This is a genomic window from Stenotrophomonas sp. 2YAF26 (assembly GCF_052114625.1).
GTDB classification, from domain to species: domain Bacteria; phylum Pseudomonadota; class Gammaproteobacteria; order Xanthomonadales; family Xanthomonadaceae; genus Stenotrophomonas; species Stenotrophomonas indicatrix.
This window is the reverse complement of sequence record NZ_JBFRFC010000009.1, coordinates 55,889-72,277: the sequence shown is the minus strand read 5'-3', so window position 1 is coordinate 72,277 and position 16,389 is coordinate 55,889. Positions and strand designations below refer to the sequence as shown.

Here is a 16,389-nt window from a genome sequence, read left to right as displayed (position 1 = left end):
TCCCCTCATGACAATCAATCGAACGTATCTCAACGCCGGCCTCGGCCTGGGCGTGCTGCTTCTGGCCGGTGGTGCTTGGTTGCTGCTGAGCGATGGCCGCCACCAGACCACCAACAACGCCTATGTGGTCGCCGACTACACCGTGGTCGCACCGAAGATCGCTGGCTTCGTCAGCGCGGTGGAAGTGCAGGACAACCAAGCGGTGAAGGCAGGTGACGTGCTGGCCCGCATCGATGACCGTGACTACCAGGTCGCGTTGCTGGCTGCCCGCGCCGACCTGGCCAATGCGCGTGCGCAGCTCAGCAACGCTCAAGCAGCGCTGGCACAGCAGGGCTCGCTGATCGAACAGGCCAGGGCGAGTGTGGATGTCAGCCGTTCCGAGCTGACCCTGGCCAGCGCCGACCAGCAGCGTTACCGGGAGCTGGCCCGCGACGGTGCCGGTACCGTGCAGAACGCACAGCAGGCGCAGTCGAAGCAGGCCGTGGCCAGTGCGCACCTGCAACAGGGGCAGGCCGCATTGTCGACCGCGCGCCAACGCACCGACATCCTCACTGCCGGCGTGCAGGCCGCGCAGGCAGCGGTGCAGCGTGCTGAAGCCGCGCAGGCACGCGCCGAGCTGGATCTGTCGCACACCGAGCTGCGCGCACCGATCGACGGCATGGTTGGGCGCCGCGCAGTGCGCGTCGGTGCCTACCTGACCCCGGGCACGCCGGTGGCCGCGGTCGTGCCACTGCAGCGCGCCTTCGTGGTCGCCAACTTCCAGGAAACGCAGATGACCCGCATGCAGCCCGGGCAACAGGTTGAGCTGACGGTGGACGTGTTCCCCGGCACGCCGCTGCGTGGCCATATCGACAGCATCGCACCAGCCACCGGCGTGACGTTCGCCGCGATTGCACCGGAGAACGCTACCGGTAACTTCACCAAGGTAGTGCAGCGCATTCCGGTGAAGATCGTGCTGGAGCCCGGGCAGGCGTTGCTGGGCCAGCTGCGTGCCGGCATGTCGGTGGAAGCCAGCGTGGATCTGCAGAGTTCGCAGCGGGTACAGAGCGCGCAGCGCGAGCAGCACCGCAAGGGCGGGGAGGGCGCATGATCCGCGTACTCCCACGTGTACTGGCTGCAGCGGCACTGTGCACGGCGCTGACCGCCTGCACGCTGGGCCCGGACTTCGTGCGCCCGCAGGCCGAACTGCCCACGCAGTGGCAGGGCGAAGCGGTGGCGTCAGCTGCGCTGGATGACGACGCCCGCTGGTGGTCCGGTTTCGATGACCCGCTGCTGGGGCAATTGGCGACGCAGGTGCTGCAGGCCAATCTCGACCTGCAGCTGGCCGCCAACCGCGTGCAGCAGAGCCGCGCCGCGCGTGGCGTCACCGCTGCCGATCGCCTGCCCAGCGTCAGTGCCACCGCCAGCGGCGTGCGCGCGCGCAACAGCGAGGTAGGCCTGAACGATCCGTCCGGTAATGGTGGTCGTGATGACTATGGGCTGTTCCAGACCGGCATCGGCATGAGCTGGGAACTGGATCTGTGGGGCCGCGTACGCCGCCAGGTGGAAGCCGCCGACGCACGCGTGCAGATGGCCGAGGAAGATGCACACGCGGTGCGTATCGCGCTGCTGGCGGAGACCGCGCGCGATTACCTGCAGTTGCGCGCAACACGCCAGCTGCTGGCCATTACCGAGGACAACCTCAGCATCGCCCACGACATCAAGCGGCTGACCGAAGCGCGCCAACGCCAGGGCGTGGCCAGCACGTTGCAGGTGTCCAGTGCGGCGGCACAGGTGGCATCGTTGCAGGCGCGCATCGCGCCGTTGCGGCATCGCGAATCACAATTGCGCAATGCGTTGGCGTTCCTGCTGGCGCAGCCGCCACAGGCGTTGGACGCGCAGTTGCAGAGCGCGCGCCGCGACTGGCCTGCGTTGCCGACCGTCGCCGTGGGCGTGCCCAGTGAACTGGCCGAGCGTCGCCCCGATGTCCGCCGTGCCGAGGCTGCGTTGCATGCAGCCACGGCTGGTATCGGCGTGGCCAAGGCCAGCTTCCTGCCGCGCATCACCTTGAATGGCGATGCCGGTTTCCAAGCCAAGCAGTTGGATGACCTGGATGGCTGGAACGCCCACCGCTTCAGCATCGGGCCGTCTATCAGCCTGCCGATCTTCCAGGGCGGACGCCTGAAGGCCAACCTGGCGTTGAGCAGGCTGCAGCAGCAACAGTCGGCGCTGCAGTTCCGCCGTACCGTGCTGCAGGCTTGGCATGAAGTGGACGACGCCATCGACGGCTATGCCGCCGAACAGCAGCGTGCCGCGCAGCTGCACGTGGCGGTGGATGAGAGCGAGACGGCGCTGGGTGCGGCACGTCGGCGGTACCAGGCCGGCGTGGTCGACATGCTGGATGTGTTGAGCACCCAGCGCATCGCGCTGGACAACCAGGCCGCGCTGGCCAACAGCCAGGCGACGGCCGCGATTGCACGCGTAGAGCTGTATCGCGCGCTGGGCGGTGGTTGGTAGGGCGCAAGGGGGGGGCGGCGGCTGGCCGTCAGCTGGTAAGGAAGATAGGGGTAGTGCCGGCCGCTGGCCGGCAGCTGCGGGATGCATGGGTTGCCGGCCAGCGGCCGGCACTACCCTGGTCGTCAGTCCGACGGTTTCTCGCGTTTGCGGAACAGCAGATAAGGCCAGATACCGATCAACACCGCTGCGATGACCGTGCCGTAGACCAGCGCGAACACTGACTTGCCCGGCTCGGTCCAGACCATGCCCAGCAGAAGCAGGCCGAACACGATGGTCGGCCCGCCCAGCAGGATCATGGCGAAGGTCTTTATCCGTCCACTGGTGGGCGCATTGGCGAGCTTGCCGACCATGTCGGTACCACCGAAATGCACCTGCAGTGCATCGTTGGTGGAACGGGCGGGTTGCGGTTTTGCGGGTTCCGGCGGCGCTACCGGCTGCTGCAGATCCATTTCCTCGGGCGCCGACGGCAGCAGGTCCGACAGGTTGGTCTGCTCGATGAGGGCTTTCAGCTTGGGGTCCATGTGCAGTCCGTGCAGTCGCCGTTGGCGGCGGCACGATAGCAGCAGATCCGGGTGCTCGGTAGTGCCAGCCACGAGGAACTGGTAGATGCCAACCTTGGTTGGCATCCTTTTTGGAAAGCGCCAACCAGGGTTGGCGTCTACCAGGGCAGATCCAGTCGCTACCATCAACGTTGGTCGGTTACCTCGCCGAAGAACCAGTATTCCTGTTCCAGTCCGTCATCGTGATCGGTGCGAGGAATGCTGATCTGCACACCTCGCTCCCCAATGCCCTTGGGCAGGACGAGCCCCCATTCGGTGGCAAGGCTGCGCGAGTTGATCGCGGTGACCTGTCCATCCGCCGTCGCCGCGACATGGCCTTGGAAGTACTCTTCGTCCAGGTAAAGGCATATCTCGCTGGAGAACATCCCGGGCTGAGCGATACAGCAGGTTACCCGCACGTCTGCTTGTGAGGCTGGCCGTGACTGGATCAGGTTTGCGCAGGCGCTGATGAGCGATTGGGCGCAAGCACGCTGGATCCTCAGCGTGGTGGCAGGGCCTTCGATCAGACCTGCGCGGGTGGGAACCTTGTAGTTCCAGTAACGAGCCCGGCCCTCCAGCTCCTCTGAGGGAAAGGCACCTTTGAAGCAGTCAGCCCAATGTCGCAGGTAGCGAAGTCGGCGTGGAGCATCGCGAAGCTTCTTCTCGCCGCGCGTGCCAGGGCGGGTGATGTCATCTTTGTTTCTCATCCGACCAGTGTGCCAGCCATATGAGCGGTGCGCTGCAGAGTGCCAACCAAGGTTGGCGTCTACCAGAACATGCGCCATCGGCGGCGGGCTATTCGCGACAAATTGGCGAGATGGAGCTGCCTGGCGACTCGGTAGCTGCCAACCTTGGTTGGCAGCACTCTTCCAGAAGCGCCAACCAAGGTTGGCATCTACCAGAGCCGGATCTCAACGCACGTCGCGCAGTTCCCAGTGGTGCCCGGCCAGCAGGCGCAGGCGCTGCTTGAACACGTCACTGTCGATGCGGGTGGTGGCCACCAGGTTGATGCGCAGATCCTTCTGCTCACCGGTCACGGTGGCCTCCGGATCGGTCACGCCCCACTGCGGTTCCACCGCATCCGGGTCCGGCTGCTTGTCGCGCCAGCGCTCGAACAGGCTGCCATTGCGCAGCGCGTTCTGCAGTTCTTCGGCGAAGCCGGCCGCGCCCTGCGAATGGAAAGACAGGTCCGGGTCGTTGCCGCGGGCCTTGGACGGTTCGGGCAGGCTGATGTGGTACTGCGCAGGCATGTTGATCTCCTTGAGGTGCAGCTAGGCTGGCATAAGCGCGGTGGAATCGATGTGCAGATTCCACTGCGTGGTTGGCCTTCATTCAAACCGATGCGGCCCATCGGCGAAGCCCACGGTGACCGCACCCTTGCCGACGTTGACCATGCCGGTCAGGCTCATCACCGATTCGTACACGGTCACGCCACGGCCGGCGCAGACCTCCTTCATCTGCGCGTAGCCGGGCAGGGCGCGCAGTTCGTCCAGTTCGCCGCCGTAGCTGACGCACACGGTGGGCGTCATCAGTCCGGCGCGTACGCGCTGGCCGACCACGCCGAACAGCTTCAGCACGGCATTGTCGAAACCCTTGATCTTCGCCACTGGCCCGGTCTCGCCGCGATAGCCATGCAGCACCGGCTTGATGTCCAGCGCACTGCCCAGCGCCGCGCTGAGCAGGCCGACGCTGCGGTCGCCCTTGTGCCGGGCGCGGGCACGCATGTAGTACAGGTCGCGGGTGACCATGTAGCCGTGCACGTTGCCGGCCAGTTCTTCCAGGCGCTCGCGGATCTGCTGCACGCTGGCGTCGCTGGCACGCAGGCGCACCGCCTCCACCGCCGTCACCGCCTGTGCGGCGAACAGGTTCTGGGTGTCCAGAACGCGCAGCGCGAACGGCGAGTTGTAGCCTGCCGCCTGCCGCACCGGCTTGTAGTCGTTGAGGATGGCGAAGCTGGCCTGCAGTGCGTTGTCGTGGATCGGGCTGCGGGTCTTGGTGATGGTCATGCAGAACACGTGGTCGTAGTCGATCACCAGCCGCTGCAGGAACAGGTCGCGGATCTGGTTGACGCTGAAGGGGATGGTCTCCGCTTCGGCGCCGTGTTCGGCTACGTGCGCGTGCAGGAAGCTCAGCGTTGCCTGCTCGTCGCGGTGGTCGGCGAGCACGGCTTCGCCGATCCGCACGGTGATCGGCAACAGCACGATGTTGTGCTCGGCAATGAAGTCCTGCGGCAGGTCGCAGGCCGAGTCGACGACGATTCCGATGCGCATCCGCGGCTCCCCCTCCAGGGCGGTTGTAGGTTCGGAAATGTGAAAACTATCTCAAAACGGGATCGGGCGCGCGAGGGAAATGCGCCACTGCCTGTTCAGCGACTGCGCTGCACCGCCATCGGCAGGGCCACCGCCTGCTGCCAGTCGGGGCGATCCAGCAGGCCCGGGTCGTCCAGCACCGCCGCCATCAGCGGGTGGGTATCGTTGCCCCAGAACAGTTCGCCGTCGATGGCCAGGGTCGGCACGCCGAATACGCCGGCCTCGATCGCCGCATCGGTGTTGCGACGCAGCTGTTCCTTGATTGCCGGCTCGCCAATGGCCGCCTCCACATCGCTGATACCCAGCCGGGTGGCGGGTTCGCGCAGGGCCGGGGCGCTGTCGGCCGCGCGGCCGTCGCGCCAGATCCAGTCAAACAGCACATCCACCGCCTCGGTGCTGGCGCCTGCGGCCAGGCACAGGCGCAGCGCCGCCAGCGGGTTGAACGGATGCCCCGGCGGGAAGCGCAGAGGGGTGCCCTCGGCCTGCGCGGTCCACAGCAGCTGGCGGTACATGAAACGGCGCTTGGCCGGGATCTCCGCCGGGCCGAGGTTGCCCAGATGGTGCAGGACCGCACCGAAGGCGATCGGTACCGGTTGGATGTGCTCGAACTGCGGAAGCCGCTTCACTTTCTGCCAGTGCAGGTAGGAATAGGGCGAGACGAAGTCGAAATACCAGCGCAGGGTGGGCATCGGGGGCTCCTTGTAGCGGTCAGGGCTGCGCGTTGCGCTGCAGGTAGCGGTCGCGCAGTTCGGTCTGGCGCGAGCGCATCGGCATCGCGCGGCCGCCCAGCCAGACCTGTTCGGCATAGTGCGCCACATCCAGCGGATCACCTTCCCACAGCACCAGGTCGGCACGCTTGCCCGGCTCGATGCTGCCGATCTGGTCGGCCACGCCCAGCACCTCGGCCGGTACCCGGGTCAGCCCGGCCAGGCCGTCGGCCCAGGGCAGGCCATTGGCTACAGCATTGCCGGCCAGCTGGCGCATCTTGCGCGCGTTGTGCGAGGCGTCGTCGCGCTGGGCAAAGGCCACCGGCACGCCGGCGCGCTGCAACCGCGCGGCGTTTTCCAGGGTGGCGCCGATCTGGTCGAAGGTGGCCGGCAGGTTGCCCAGCGCGTCGACGAACACCGRCACCTTGGCCGCTGCCAGTTCCGGTGCCAGCTGCCAGGCCTCGGCACCGCCGGCGATGGCGATCTTCACCTTCTCGCGGGCCGCCCAGCGCAGCAGCTGGCGGATGTCGGCCGCGCGGTCCACTTCCACCACGATGCGGCCCTGGCCGGACAGATAGCGGGCCAGCGTGCGGCGACCGGCCGGGGTCAGCAGCGCATGCGGCGAGTCGGCGGCGACCTGGCCGCGCGCTTCATCGACCATCTGCTGCAGCAGCATCCATTGTGCCGCGCGCGATTGTCCGGTCAGTTCAGACGCCGCCGCGCCCAGGCGCAGGAACAGGGCGCGCGGGCCGATCGGGTCGGCACTGCCATCGAAGCGCACCACGCCGCCCTGGCCGGCGACGAAGCCACCGCCGGTGGCCGCGCCCAGCGCGGTGAAGCCGATGCCATCCAGGCGTGCTACCGGAATCAGCACCGACGCAGGGTTGTAGGCCAGGGTCACGTCGAATTCCGGACGCAGCGGCTGCTCACCGATCTTCAGCGCGCTGTCGACCGTGCTCGATTCGCCGGACACTTCCTCGATGCCGATCTCGGTGATACCGCCGAACAGGGCCGGGGTCAGCGTGCGGCCCTTGGCCTCGACCACCGGCACGCCAGCCGGTGCGGACAGGCCGCGACCCACCGCGCGGATGATGCCGCCCTGCACCAGCACGTCGGCATCTTCCACGTTGCCGCGTGCGCTGGCGGTAGCGACGGTCGCACCGCGCACCAGCAGGTCCTGCGCCTGCGCAGGCGGCGCAATGCAGGCCAGCGCCATGACGGCAGCGCCGAGCGTTGCGGCAGACTTCGCCATTGCCTTGAACATGCCCATCAGCGCAGCTCCTGCCCAAGTTGGAAATCCGACCGCGGCGTCGCCGGTGGCGTGCTGCGGTCGTACACACGGCGGCCATCGACGAACACCTGTTCGGCCAGTGCATACGAACTGAAGGGGTTGCCGTTCCAGATCACCACGTCGGCCATCTTTCCGGCCTCCAGCGTGCCGGTCTGTGCTTCGATGCCCAGCGCCTTGGCGGCGTTGGCGGTCATCCAGGTGATCGCGCGTTCCGGCGCGATCTCCGGCATGTGCGCGCGGCGCGCGGCGGCCATCACCTTGGCGGCCTCCTGGTTCAGGCGCTGGATGCCTTCGGGCGAGTCGGAGTGGACGATGGCGCAGCTGTTCTTCGGCCGGTCGACCAGCGCGATGTTCTCGGCGATGCCGTCGAAGGCCTCCATCTTGAAGCCCCACCAGTCGGCCCACAGTGCACCGCACACACCTTCGGCCGCCAGACGGTCGGCCAGTTTGTAGGCCTCCACGCCATGGTGGAAGGCGGCCACCTTGAAGCCGAATTCCTTGGACAGGTCGAGCATGGTGGCCATTTCATCGGCGCGGTAGCAGTGGATGTGCACGCGGATATCGCCCTGGATCGCACCGGCAAGGGTGTCCAGCTTGAGGTCGCGCTTGCCGCCGGCGTCACCGGCGCTGTCGCCCTTGTCGCTGCCGAACCAGCCCTTGCGCTTGGCCGGCTTCGGCGTGTTCTTGGCGATGTAGTCGGCCGCGTCGATGAAGGCTGCGCGGTAACCGGCCACGTTGCCCATCCGCGTTGCAGGTGCCACGCCCTTGCCGCCACCGTAGACGCGCTTGGGGTTTTCGCCGCAGGCCATTTTCAGGCCCCACGGCGCGCCGGGGAACTTCATCGCCTGGTAGGTGGTGGCAGGCACGTTCTTCAGCGTTACGCCGCGGCCACCGACCAGGTTGGCCGAGCCGGGCAGCACCTGCATGCTGGTCACTCCGCCGGCCAGCGCCGCCTGGAAACCGGGGTCCTGCGGCCATACCGAATGCTCGGCCCAGACGTTGGCGGTGACCGGCGCGGTCATCTCGTTGCCGTCGCTGTGCGCGCCGACACCGGGGCTGGGATAGACGCCCAGGTGCGAATGCACGTCGATCAGGCCGGGCGTCACCCACTTGCCGTCGGCGTTGATGCGGGTGACGCTGGCATCGACCTGCAGCGCATCGCCGACGGCGACGATGCGGCCATCGCGCAGCAGCACATCGGCGTTGTCGAGGCGCTGGCCGGTGCCGGTCAGCACCGTGGCGTTCTGGATCAGCAACGGCCCATCGGGGTGCGCCTGGTAGGTGCTCGGGTAGGGATCGGCCACGAAGCGCGAAGCGCCCACGGCCGGCGCCGTGCTCAGCGATACCAGCGCCAGACCCAACCCGGCGCGCAACAACGTCGATGTCATGCAGATCCCCTTGGCAGCGTGTTCAACCCACCGACGCTAGCCGGGGAGCGGCGTGCTTGCCAAGTGTCCTTTTTCACGGGTCGCCATCGGCCATCTCGACGGCAACGACCGCCTCCCGGAAAATGGTGCTCCCCACGCCGCACCGGACCGCCCATGAAGAGCAAGCAGGACATCGTCGACAACTGGCTTCCGCGCTATACCGGCGTACCTCTGGACCAGTTCGGCCAGCACATCCTGCTGACCAACTTCGGGGGCTACCTGCATACGTTCTCCGCGCTGACCGGGGCGCCGGTGATCGGCCTGGACCGGCCGATGGCCAGCGCCACCATCGACGGCATCACCATGATCAACTTCGGCATGGGCAGCCCCAATGCCGCGATCATCATGGATCTGCTGTCGGCGGTGATGCCCAAGGCGGTGCTGTTCCTGGGCAAGTGCGGCGGGCTGAAGCGCAAGAACGAGCTGGGCGACCTGGTGCTGCCGATCGCGGCCATCCGCGGCGAGGGAACCTCGGGCGACTACCTGCCGCCGGAAGTGCCGGCCTTGCCGGCATTTGCCCTGCAGCGTGCGGTCTCGACCATGATCCGCGACCTTGGCCATGACTACTGGACCGGCACCGTCTACACCACCAACCGCCGGGTCTGGGAGCACGACGAGGCCTTCAAGGAGCGGCTGCGGGCGATGCGCTGCATGGCCATCGACATGGAAACCGCTACGATCTTCGCTGCCGGCTTTGCCAACCATATTCCCAGCGGCGCCCTGCTGCTGGTTTCAGACCAGCCGATGATCCCGGACGGGGTGAAAACCGAGGCATCCGACGCCAAGGTCAGCTCGCAGTTCGTGGAAAACCATATCCAGATCGGCATCGAGGCGCTTAAGCTTATCCGGCGCAACGGCAAGTCGGTCCGCCACCTGCGCTTCGACGAATGATGATGATGGCCTGGCGCGGCGCGCCGGCCCTGGGAGTAGGTGATGGACGTTGCCGCGCAAGTGGTGGAATTCTGGAAGGACGCGGGCCCTGAAAAGTGGTTTGCCCGCGATGATGCGTTCGACGCGCGGTTCCGTACGCTGTTCGCGGACGAACACCACGCTGCCGCATCGCGCGCGCGCGAGCACTGGCTGGGCAGCGCCGAGGGCGCGCTGGCGCTGATGCTGCTGCTGGACCAGTTCCCGCGCAACTGCTTCCGCGGCACGGCCCATTCCTATGCCACCGATGGCCTGGCACGGCACTACGCCACGCGCGCGATCGAGGAGGGGCTGGACCTGCAGCTGGTACCCAAGCTGCGCGCCTTCATCTACCTGCCGTTCGAGCACTCCGAAGATCCGCTGGACCAGGACCGCTCGGTCGCGATGTTCGACGTGCTGGGTGACAAGGAATACCTGCAGTACGCCGAACTGCACCGCGACATCATCCGCCGCTTCGGCCGGTTCCCGCACCGCAATGCGGTGCTTGGCCGCATTCCGTCGCCGGAAGAACTGGATTACCTGGCCGAAGGCGGTTTTGCCGGATAACCCGGAAGGAGTAGATCCACGCCATGCGTGGATGGATTCAACGGAAAACGCCGGCTTTCGCCGGCGTTTTTGTGGGTTTCAACTGCAGCCGATCAGTACTTCGGCACGCCGTTGTCCACTTCGTCCGACCAGGCATCGATGCCGCCGGTGACGTTGAACACCTTGCTGAAGCCCAGCGCACGGAACTGCTCTGCTGCCTGCGCGCTGCGGCCACCGTGGTGGCACAGGAAGGCCAGGGCGGTGTCCTTGGGCAGGGCTTCCAGCTCGGCGCGGCCGTTGCCATCGAAGCTCTTGAACGGTACGCCGACAGCAGCGATGGCGCGTTCTTCGGCCGGGCGCACGTCCACCAGCATCACGTTGCCGGCACGCACCAGGTCGTCGGCATCACGCACGCTGATTTCCTGCACCGGCTTGGGCGCGTTCGGGTTGTCGATCGCCAGGCCCTTGCCACGGATGTCGTCGACCCAGTCGATGGTGATGCCATCGGCGCGGCGGGCGCTGGCCAGGTCGAACTGCACGCGCAGGCCGTTGGACTCGGCGGCGATCGCGCCTTCATCGTACGGGGCCAGCTGGAAGTTCGGCTGGAAGCGGGCATCGATGCCCAACTGCAGCGACGCACCCGGCGAATCGGCCAGCGCGCCCTTCAGCATTTCCACCGCGGCGGGGGTGACGGTGATGCGCGGCGGGGTGCGGTCCGGTGCAGCCAGGCCCAGCACGCTGCTCAGCTCACCGCTGGCGGCCATCTGCAGCACGATGTCGCTGCCGCCGACCAGTTCGCCGTCGATGTACAGCTGCGGGATGGTCGGCCAGTCGCCATAGGCCTTGATGCCTTCACGGATCTCCGCGTCAGCCAGCACGTTGACGTGGGCGAACTCCACGCCCAGGTCCTGCAGGGCACCCACGGCCTTGGCCGAGAAGCCGCACTGCGGCATCGACGGCTGGCCCTTCATGAACAGCACGACGCGGTTGTCGTTGAGGATGGTTTCGATGCGCGAACGCAGGGCGGGATCGAGGGACATGGCAGTCATGGGTCCGAAAAATTCGAATCATCAATTCTACCCCCCATGGCATCATGGGGCATGACCAACGCAGGAACATTGCATCGCATCCCGACCCGCCCCTGGCGCTGGGTACCCTGGCTGGTGCTGTCGCAGGCGGCTGTGATCCTGACCTGGGTGCTGGCCGGCTGGCATTGGGGTCTGGCGCTGATGGTGGCGAGCCACGCGTTGTTCATGGTGCCGGTGTTCCTGCCCAACAGCCGCTTCTACGCGCCCGTGCTGAGCCGGTTGCCCGATGCCGGCAACAGCGTCTGGCTGACCATCGACGACGGCCCCAGTGAGCAGACCCCAGCGGTGCTGGATCTGTTGGACCGACACCAGGCAAGGGCGACCTTTTTCCTGGTCGGCGAGCGCGCATTGGCGCATCCGGCCCTGGTGGAGGAGATCCTGCGTCGCGGACACGACCTCGGCAACCACAGCCACAGCCACCCGCAGGCGCGCTTCTGGCGGCTGGGCCCGGGCACGATGGCGGCGGAGATCGAAGGTTGCCAGCAGGCGCTGCAGACGGTCAGCGGGCGACCGGTACGCTGGTACCGCTCGGTGGTGGGCATGACCAACCCGTTCGTGGCACCGGTACTGCGCAAGCTGGGCCTGGTGCGCGTGGGCTGGAGCGCCCGCGGTTACGACGGCGTTGGCTGCACGCCGGACGGTGTGCTGGCGCGCCTGCTCCCGGACCTGCGCCCGGGCGCGATCGTGCTGTTGCATGAAGGTGCCGCCCACGGCCACAACCTGGCCATCATCGAACGGGTGCTGCAGTCGCTGGACGAGCGCGGCCTGAAGGCCGAACTGCCGGCCGGCTGACCGGTAGCGCCGGGCCACACCCGGCGAGCGCCAGACGCAGCAAGAGCGAAGCGACCCGCGTTTGCTCTTCGCTTTTTTCTTGTCTTCCGTGGTGGACGCACCCGTAAACCGTCCGTGGCCGGGCGGGTGGGCTGCACAGGGGCGTGAGCCGCATGGGCCCGAGGCATGCCTCGGGCGGGCTGGGCAGGACGCCCAACCCCGGTCTTGCTCATGTGCGCAGGACAGCGCGCATGAGCAAGCGGCGACCGAGCTTACATGGACGTACTTGCAGCGCCCCCTGTGCAGTCCACCCACCCGGCCATCTCACGATCACCCTGGCCGCCCACCACGAGGGGCTCAGCCGTTGGCCGCAGTTCCCGGACGCTCGGCAACCAGCAGCCAGCTGTTGAACGGCGTGCGCCCATGCAGGGGACGCAACGGAGCCACCTGCAGCCCAGCCTCGGCCAGCGTGGCCTGCAGCCGCTGCGGATCCGGGTAATGGCGCGGTCGCGTGCCCATCCAGCCGACCAGCCACGCCAGGCGATCAGCCACTCGAGTGGTGCGGTCGCGGCGGTCACCGGTCGCCAGCGGCGTGCGCAGCAGCAGGCGGCCACCGGGCGCGACCCGCGCGCTCACCGCGCGCAGCAGCTCCAGTTGCGGCGCTTCGTCCAGGTACTGCAGCACATCTAGCAGCAGCACATGCCCGCCATGCGCCGGTAAGGGTGCCTGCACATCCAGACAGTCGAACCGTACGTCGGCCAGGCCACTGCCGGCGCGCTGCGCACGGGCGATCTTGTCGCTGTCCACGTCCACCCCGAGGTACCCCTGCTGGCGGCCACGCTGGCGCAGCACATGCGCGAACAGGCCCAGCCCGCAGCCCAGGTCGAGCACCGGCTGGCCGTCATCGGGAAGGTGCTGCAGCACGCCGTCATACAGCGGGTCGCTGCCCAGCTTGCCGCGTGTGTAGTAGTAATCGCGGCGGCTGCCCCAGGCCTGCATCGGCCGGAAGGACTCGGCGATCAGGCGCGCCTGCCCGGCATCAAGCGGCGAGCAGGGCAGGGGCGTGCCGTTCCGTGGCGTGCCGTCCATCGTCTCAGTCCGTTCCGCCCAGCAGGTGAGCGGCCACCGGCAGCGCACGTGCGCTCCACAGTGCATACATCCGTGCGGACGGGTGCAGGCCATCCTCGGCAATCATTGCCGGGTCAGCGCCGGTATCGCGGCTGATATCGGTGATGTCGACGAAGGCCACGCCCTGCTGGGTGCTGATCACCTCGGCGGCAGCGTTGAACTCGTCGGTTTCCAGTTCGATCTGGCCCAGGTCGCGACCGCTGCCTGCACCGTACGGCGTGGTGCCCCAGTCCGGGAAGGACAGCACCAGGACCCGGTCCGCACGGCCGCCGGCAAAACCAATCGCGCGCTGCAGCAGGGCCTGGAACTGCACCTGGTATTCGTCCAGCGGACGCCCGCGATACTGGTTGTTGACGCCGATCAGCAGGCTGACGAAGTCGAACGGCCCTTGCGGCGCAACGTCGTCGATGCCGGCGTCGAGCTCGTCGGTGCTCCAGCCGGTGGTGGCGATGGTCTGCGGATCGCCCAGCGCGACGCCCTGCGCGCGCAGGGCGGCGGCGAGCTGATGCGGCCAGCGGCCGTCGACCGCGACCGCTTCACCGATGGTGTAGGAATCGCCCAGGGCCAGATACGTCAAGCCCATCGATCAAGCCACCGACCGGCGGGGCTTCAGCGGCACCACCTTGGTGGCATCTTCGGCACGGCGGGCGAGGGCGCGGTCGATACGGGCGAACACGTCGCGCATCACCGACGCCTCCGGCAGCAGGGTCACGCGGAAGTGGTGGCGGTAAGGCACGTTGAAGCTTGAGCCCGGCACCACCAGCACGCCGTCGTTGTTCATCAGGTCCAGCGCGAAATTATGATCGTCAAAGCCCTTGGCAGCGGCACCGACCACGGCCGGGAACGCGTACAGCGCGCCGGCGGGGGCAACCAGTGACAGGTGTTCGCTGGCCTCGCAGGCTTCAATCACTGCACGACGGGTTTCATACAGGCGGCCACCCGGTGCGCACAGCTCCGAAATGGTGTCCGGACCGTTCACTGCGGCGTCGATGGCGTACTGGCCCGGCACGTTGGCGCACAGGCGCAGCGCGCCCAGCAGGTCCAGCGCGGCGCGGAAGTCGCCCAGCCGTGCGTCGTCGCCGCTGAGGTGTGCCCAGCCCACCCGCCAGCCGCAGGCGCGGTGCACCTTGCTCAGGCCGCTGAAGGTCAGGCAGGGATGGTCACCGGCCAGCGGTGCGACCGGCTGGAACACCGCGTCGTCGTACAGGATCTGGTCGTAGATCTCATCGACCAGCAGCAGCAGGTTGTGGCGGCGCGCGATCTCGACCACCTGCTCCAGCAGCTCGCGCGGGTAGCTGGCGCCGCTGGGATTGTTCGGGTTGATCAGCACGATGGCGCGGGTGCGCGAGGACACCAGCGTCTCGATCTCGCTCGGGTCCGGCTGGAAGCCGTTCTCGGCGGCGCAGCGGTAGTAGACCGGGCGGCCGTCGTTGAGGATGGTCGAGGCCGACCACAGCGGATAGTCCGGCGAGGGCACCAGCACTTCGTCGCCCGGGTTGAGCAGCGCACGCAGCGACAGGTCGATCAGCTCGCTGACGCCGTTGCCGACGAACACGCGGTCCGGGTGGGCATCCGGTGCGCCACGGCGGGCGTACGCGGCGGCGATGGCTTCGCGGGCGACCGGCAGGCCCTGCTGATGGGTGTAGGGATCGGTGCGGCCCATGTCATCGGCGATCGCGCGCTGCAGGTGTTCCGGTGCACGGAAGCCGAAAGCGCCGGGATTGCCGATGTTGAGCTTGATCAGCTTGTGGCCCTGCGCTTCCAGCTCCCGGGCTCGCCGTGCCAGTTCTCCGCGGATTTCGTAGCGCACTTCGGAAAGGCGCTCGCGGATGACCAGGGGTTTGGGCGAGGGAGTGGACATGGGCGGTGGGCCGCAAAAGGCATGGGGCTTCCATGGTAGCGGAATTGCTGCAGCGCATGGCAAGGGCCGCAGGGCCCGCCAACATTGGGCTGGGCGGCACCACACAGGTAGAATGGCGGCGATGACCCAGACCCCCGATTTCACCGCTCTGCAGACCATTGGCTGGCCCTGGCCGGGCCCGCCGCAGCAGGCCGACTGGCAGGCTGTGATGGCCGCACACCCGCAGGCCCACCCGGCGCGGGTGATCGAGCAGCATCGCACCCACTATGTGGTGGCTGATGGCCCGGAGGCATCGATCAAGGCCGAATCGCTGCCGGAGTGGCAGCGCCCGCGCTTCCCCAGCCACGAACGGCCGGCGGTGGGCGACTGGGTGCTGCTGGATGGCATCCGCATCGTTGCCCTGTTGCCGCGACGTACCGCGATCAAGCGTGGCGCCGCCGGTGAGCATTACCACCAGCAGGTGATCGCGGCCAACATCGATACCGTCTTCATCGTCTGTGGCCTGGACGCGGACTTCAATCCGCGCCGTATTGAACGCTACCTGCTGCTGGTGGGCGGTGGCGGTGCCGAACCGGTGGTGGTGCTGACCAAGGCCGACCAGACCGAGTACAGCGAAGATGCGCTGGCGGTGCTGGAAGAACTGGAGATGCAGGGCATCGCCCTGCATGCGATCAATGGCCTGGATGCCGACAGTGTTGCAGTGCTGGAGCCGTGGCTGGGTCCCGGCCGGACGGTGGTGCTGGTGGGCTCGTCGGGTGCGGGCAAGTCGACGCTGACCAACACGCTGCTGGGCGAGCAGCGGATGAAGACCAATACGGTGCGCGCCAACGATTCGCGCGGCCGCCATACCACCACCCACCGCGCACTGATGCCACTGCCGATGGGCGCCTGCCTGATCGATACGCCGGGCATGCGCGAACTGAAGCCGACCGGCGAAGAGACGCTGGCCGAAGGTGGCTTCGCCGATATCGAAGCGCTGGCCGCGCAGTGCCGCTTCCGCGACTGCATGCACCAGCAGGAACCCGGCTGTGCCGTGCGTGCGGCGATCGATGCCGGCGAGATCGAAGAGAGCCGGCTGCAGAACTACTTCAAGTTGAAGGAAGAAGTGGCCGCCGCCGCCGCCAAGCTGGCCGTGCGCCAGGCCGAGACCGCTCAGGAACGCGGCGGCAGGAAGGGCAAGGGCCAGCAGTTCCGTCCGGCGGGCAAGCCGCGCCGGCGCTAAGGCTGGAGAATGGTGGCTGCCAACCTTGGTTGGCACTGTCACGGCAGGGGCAGCCCAGTAGATCCACGCCATGCGTGGATGCTTTCCGCGCATGCATA

General features: G+C 67.5%; 17 protein-coding genes. 6 read left to right on the top strand and 11 right to left on the bottom strand.

Annotated features, from left to right (window positions below; translation table 11 throughout):
- Positions 1-7 precede the first annotated feature (7 nt).
- A complete protein-coding gene (locus tag AB4Y98_RS11500) occupies positions 8-1,090 on the top strand; it encodes an HlyD family secretion protein (RefSeq protein ID WP_442244382.1) in 1,083 nt (360 codons plus the stop codon).
- Positions 1,087-2,496 carry an efflux transporter outer membrane subunit gene (locus AB4Y98_RS11495; protein WP_442244381.1) on the top strand — a complete coding sequence of 470 codons (1,410 nt, stop codon included), beginning with the start codon at positions 1,087-1,089 and terminating at the stop codon, positions 2,494-2,496. The genes AB4Y98_RS11500 and AB4Y98_RS11495 overlap by 4 nt, the downstream gene beginning before the upstream one ends.
- A gap of 122 nt (positions 2,497-2,618) precedes the next feature.
- On the opposite strand, the gene AB4Y98_RS11490 is transcribed toward AB4Y98_RS11495, so the two are convergent.
- The 7 genes from AB4Y98_RS11490 to AB4Y98_RS11460 form a co-directional block, all read right to left on the bottom strand.
- Positions 2,619-3,017, bottom strand: a complete 399-nt coding sequence (locus tag AB4Y98_RS11490; protein ID WP_312787021.1) for a hypothetical protein — start codon at positions 3,015-3,017, stop codon at positions 2,619-2,621.
- A 164-nt stretch (positions 3,018-3,181) separates the two neighbouring features.
- The gene (locus AB4Y98_RS11485) at positions 3,182-3,742 is read right to left on the bottom strand and encodes a DUF3916 domain-containing protein (RefSeq protein ID WP_100462656.1); all 561 of its coding nucleotides are present in this window, start codon (positions 3,740-3,742) and stop codon (positions 3,182-3,184) included.
- A 204-nt stretch (positions 3,743-3,946) separates the two neighbouring features.
- A complete protein-coding gene (locus tag AB4Y98_RS11480; RefSeq protein ID WP_100553525.1) occupies positions 3,947-4,285 on the bottom strand; it encodes a hypothetical protein in 339 nt (112 codons plus the stop codon).
- A 78-nt stretch (positions 4,286-4,363) separates the two neighbouring features.
- Complete coding sequence (locus AB4Y98_RS11475; protein ID WP_394198314.1) at positions 4,364-5,305, bottom strand: DegV family protein; 942 nt, start codon at positions 5,303-5,305, stop codon at positions 4,364-4,366.
- Positions 5,306-5,400: 95 nt separating this feature from the next.
- The gene (locus AB4Y98_RS11470; protein WP_363731686.1) at positions 5,401-6,033 is read right to left on the bottom strand and encodes a 2-hydroxychromene-2-carboxylate isomerase; all 633 of its coding nucleotides are present in this window, start codon (positions 6,031-6,033) and stop codon (positions 5,401-5,403) included.
- Positions 6,034-6,052: 19 nt separating this feature from the next.
- Complete coding sequence (locus AB4Y98_RS11465; protein ID WP_442244419.1) at positions 6,053-7,303, bottom strand: amidohydrolase family protein; 1,251 nt, start codon at positions 7,301-7,303, stop codon at positions 6,053-6,055.
- Positions 7,304-7,320: 17 nt separating this feature from the next.
- Positions 7,321-8,730, bottom strand: coding sequence for an amidohydrolase (locus AB4Y98_RS11460; RefSeq protein WP_140225524.1), 1,410 nt, complete (start codon positions 8,728-8,730; stop codon positions 7,321-7,323).
- Between the two features lie 153 nt (positions 8,731-8,883).
- On the opposite strand from AB4Y98_RS11460, the gene AB4Y98_RS11455 reads away from it, so the two are divergent.
- Positions 8,884-9,660, top strand: a complete 777-nt coding sequence (locus tag AB4Y98_RS11455; RefSeq protein WP_025874105.1) for an AMP nucleosidase — start codon at positions 8,884-8,886, stop codon at positions 9,658-9,660.
- A gap of 42 nt (positions 9,661-9,702) precedes the next feature.
- Complete coding sequence (locus AB4Y98_RS11450; RefSeq protein ID WP_032975420.1) at positions 9,703-10,242, top strand: DUF924 family protein; 540 nt, start codon at positions 9,703-9,705, stop codon at positions 10,240-10,242.
- A gap of 92 nt (positions 10,243-10,334) precedes the next feature.
- On the opposite strand, the gene grxD is transcribed toward AB4Y98_RS11450, so the two are convergent.
- A complete protein-coding gene (gene grxD / locus AB4Y98_RS11445) occupies positions 10,335-11,261 on the bottom strand; it encodes a Grx4 family monothiol glutaredoxin (RefSeq protein WP_025874107.1) in 927 nt (308 codons plus the stop codon).
- Between the two features lie 60 nt (positions 11,262-11,321).
- Between grxD and AB4Y98_RS11440 the strand changes: the two genes are divergently transcribed.
- Positions 11,322-12,101, top strand: a complete 780-nt coding sequence (locus AB4Y98_RS11440) for a polysaccharide deacetylase family protein (RefSeq protein WP_394198309.1) — start codon at positions 11,322-11,324, stop codon at positions 12,099-12,101.
- Between the two features lie 336 nt (positions 12,102-12,437).
- Here AB4Y98_RS11440 and AB4Y98_RS11435 read toward each other — a convergent pair whose 3' ends face one another.
- Genes AB4Y98_RS11435 through AB4Y98_RS11425 form a run of 3 tightly spaced genes read right to left on the bottom strand, consistent with a single transcriptional unit; the run spans position 12,438 to position 15,069 of the window.
- On the bottom strand, positions 12,438-13,169 hold the full coding sequence (locus tag AB4Y98_RS11435) for a class I SAM-dependent methyltransferase (RefSeq protein ID WP_394198307.1): 732 nt from the start codon (positions 13,167-13,169) through the stop codon (positions 12,438-12,440).
- A gap of 4 nt (positions 13,170-13,173) precedes the next feature.
- The gene (locus tag AB4Y98_RS11430) at positions 13,174-13,791 is read right to left on the bottom strand and encodes an SGNH/GDSL hydrolase family protein (protein WP_442244380.1); all 618 of its coding nucleotides are present in this window, start codon (positions 13,789-13,791) and stop codon (positions 13,174-13,176) included.
- 3 nt (positions 13,792-13,794) lie between these two features.
- Complete coding sequence (locus AB4Y98_RS11425; RefSeq protein ID WP_132824242.1) at positions 13,795-15,069, bottom strand: pyridoxal phosphate-dependent aminotransferase; 1,275 nt, start codon at positions 15,067-15,069, stop codon at positions 13,795-13,797.
- A gap of 112 nt (positions 15,070-15,181) precedes the next feature.
- Between AB4Y98_RS11425 and rsgA the strand changes: the two genes are divergently transcribed.
- Positions 15,182-16,291 carry a ribosome small subunit-dependent GTPase A gene (gene rsgA, locus AB4Y98_RS11420; RefSeq protein ID WP_205406199.1) on the top strand — a complete coding sequence of 370 codons (1,110 nt, stop codon included), beginning with the start codon at positions 15,182-15,184 and terminating at the stop codon, positions 16,289-16,291.
- Positions 16,292-16,389: the final 98 nt, after the last annotated feature.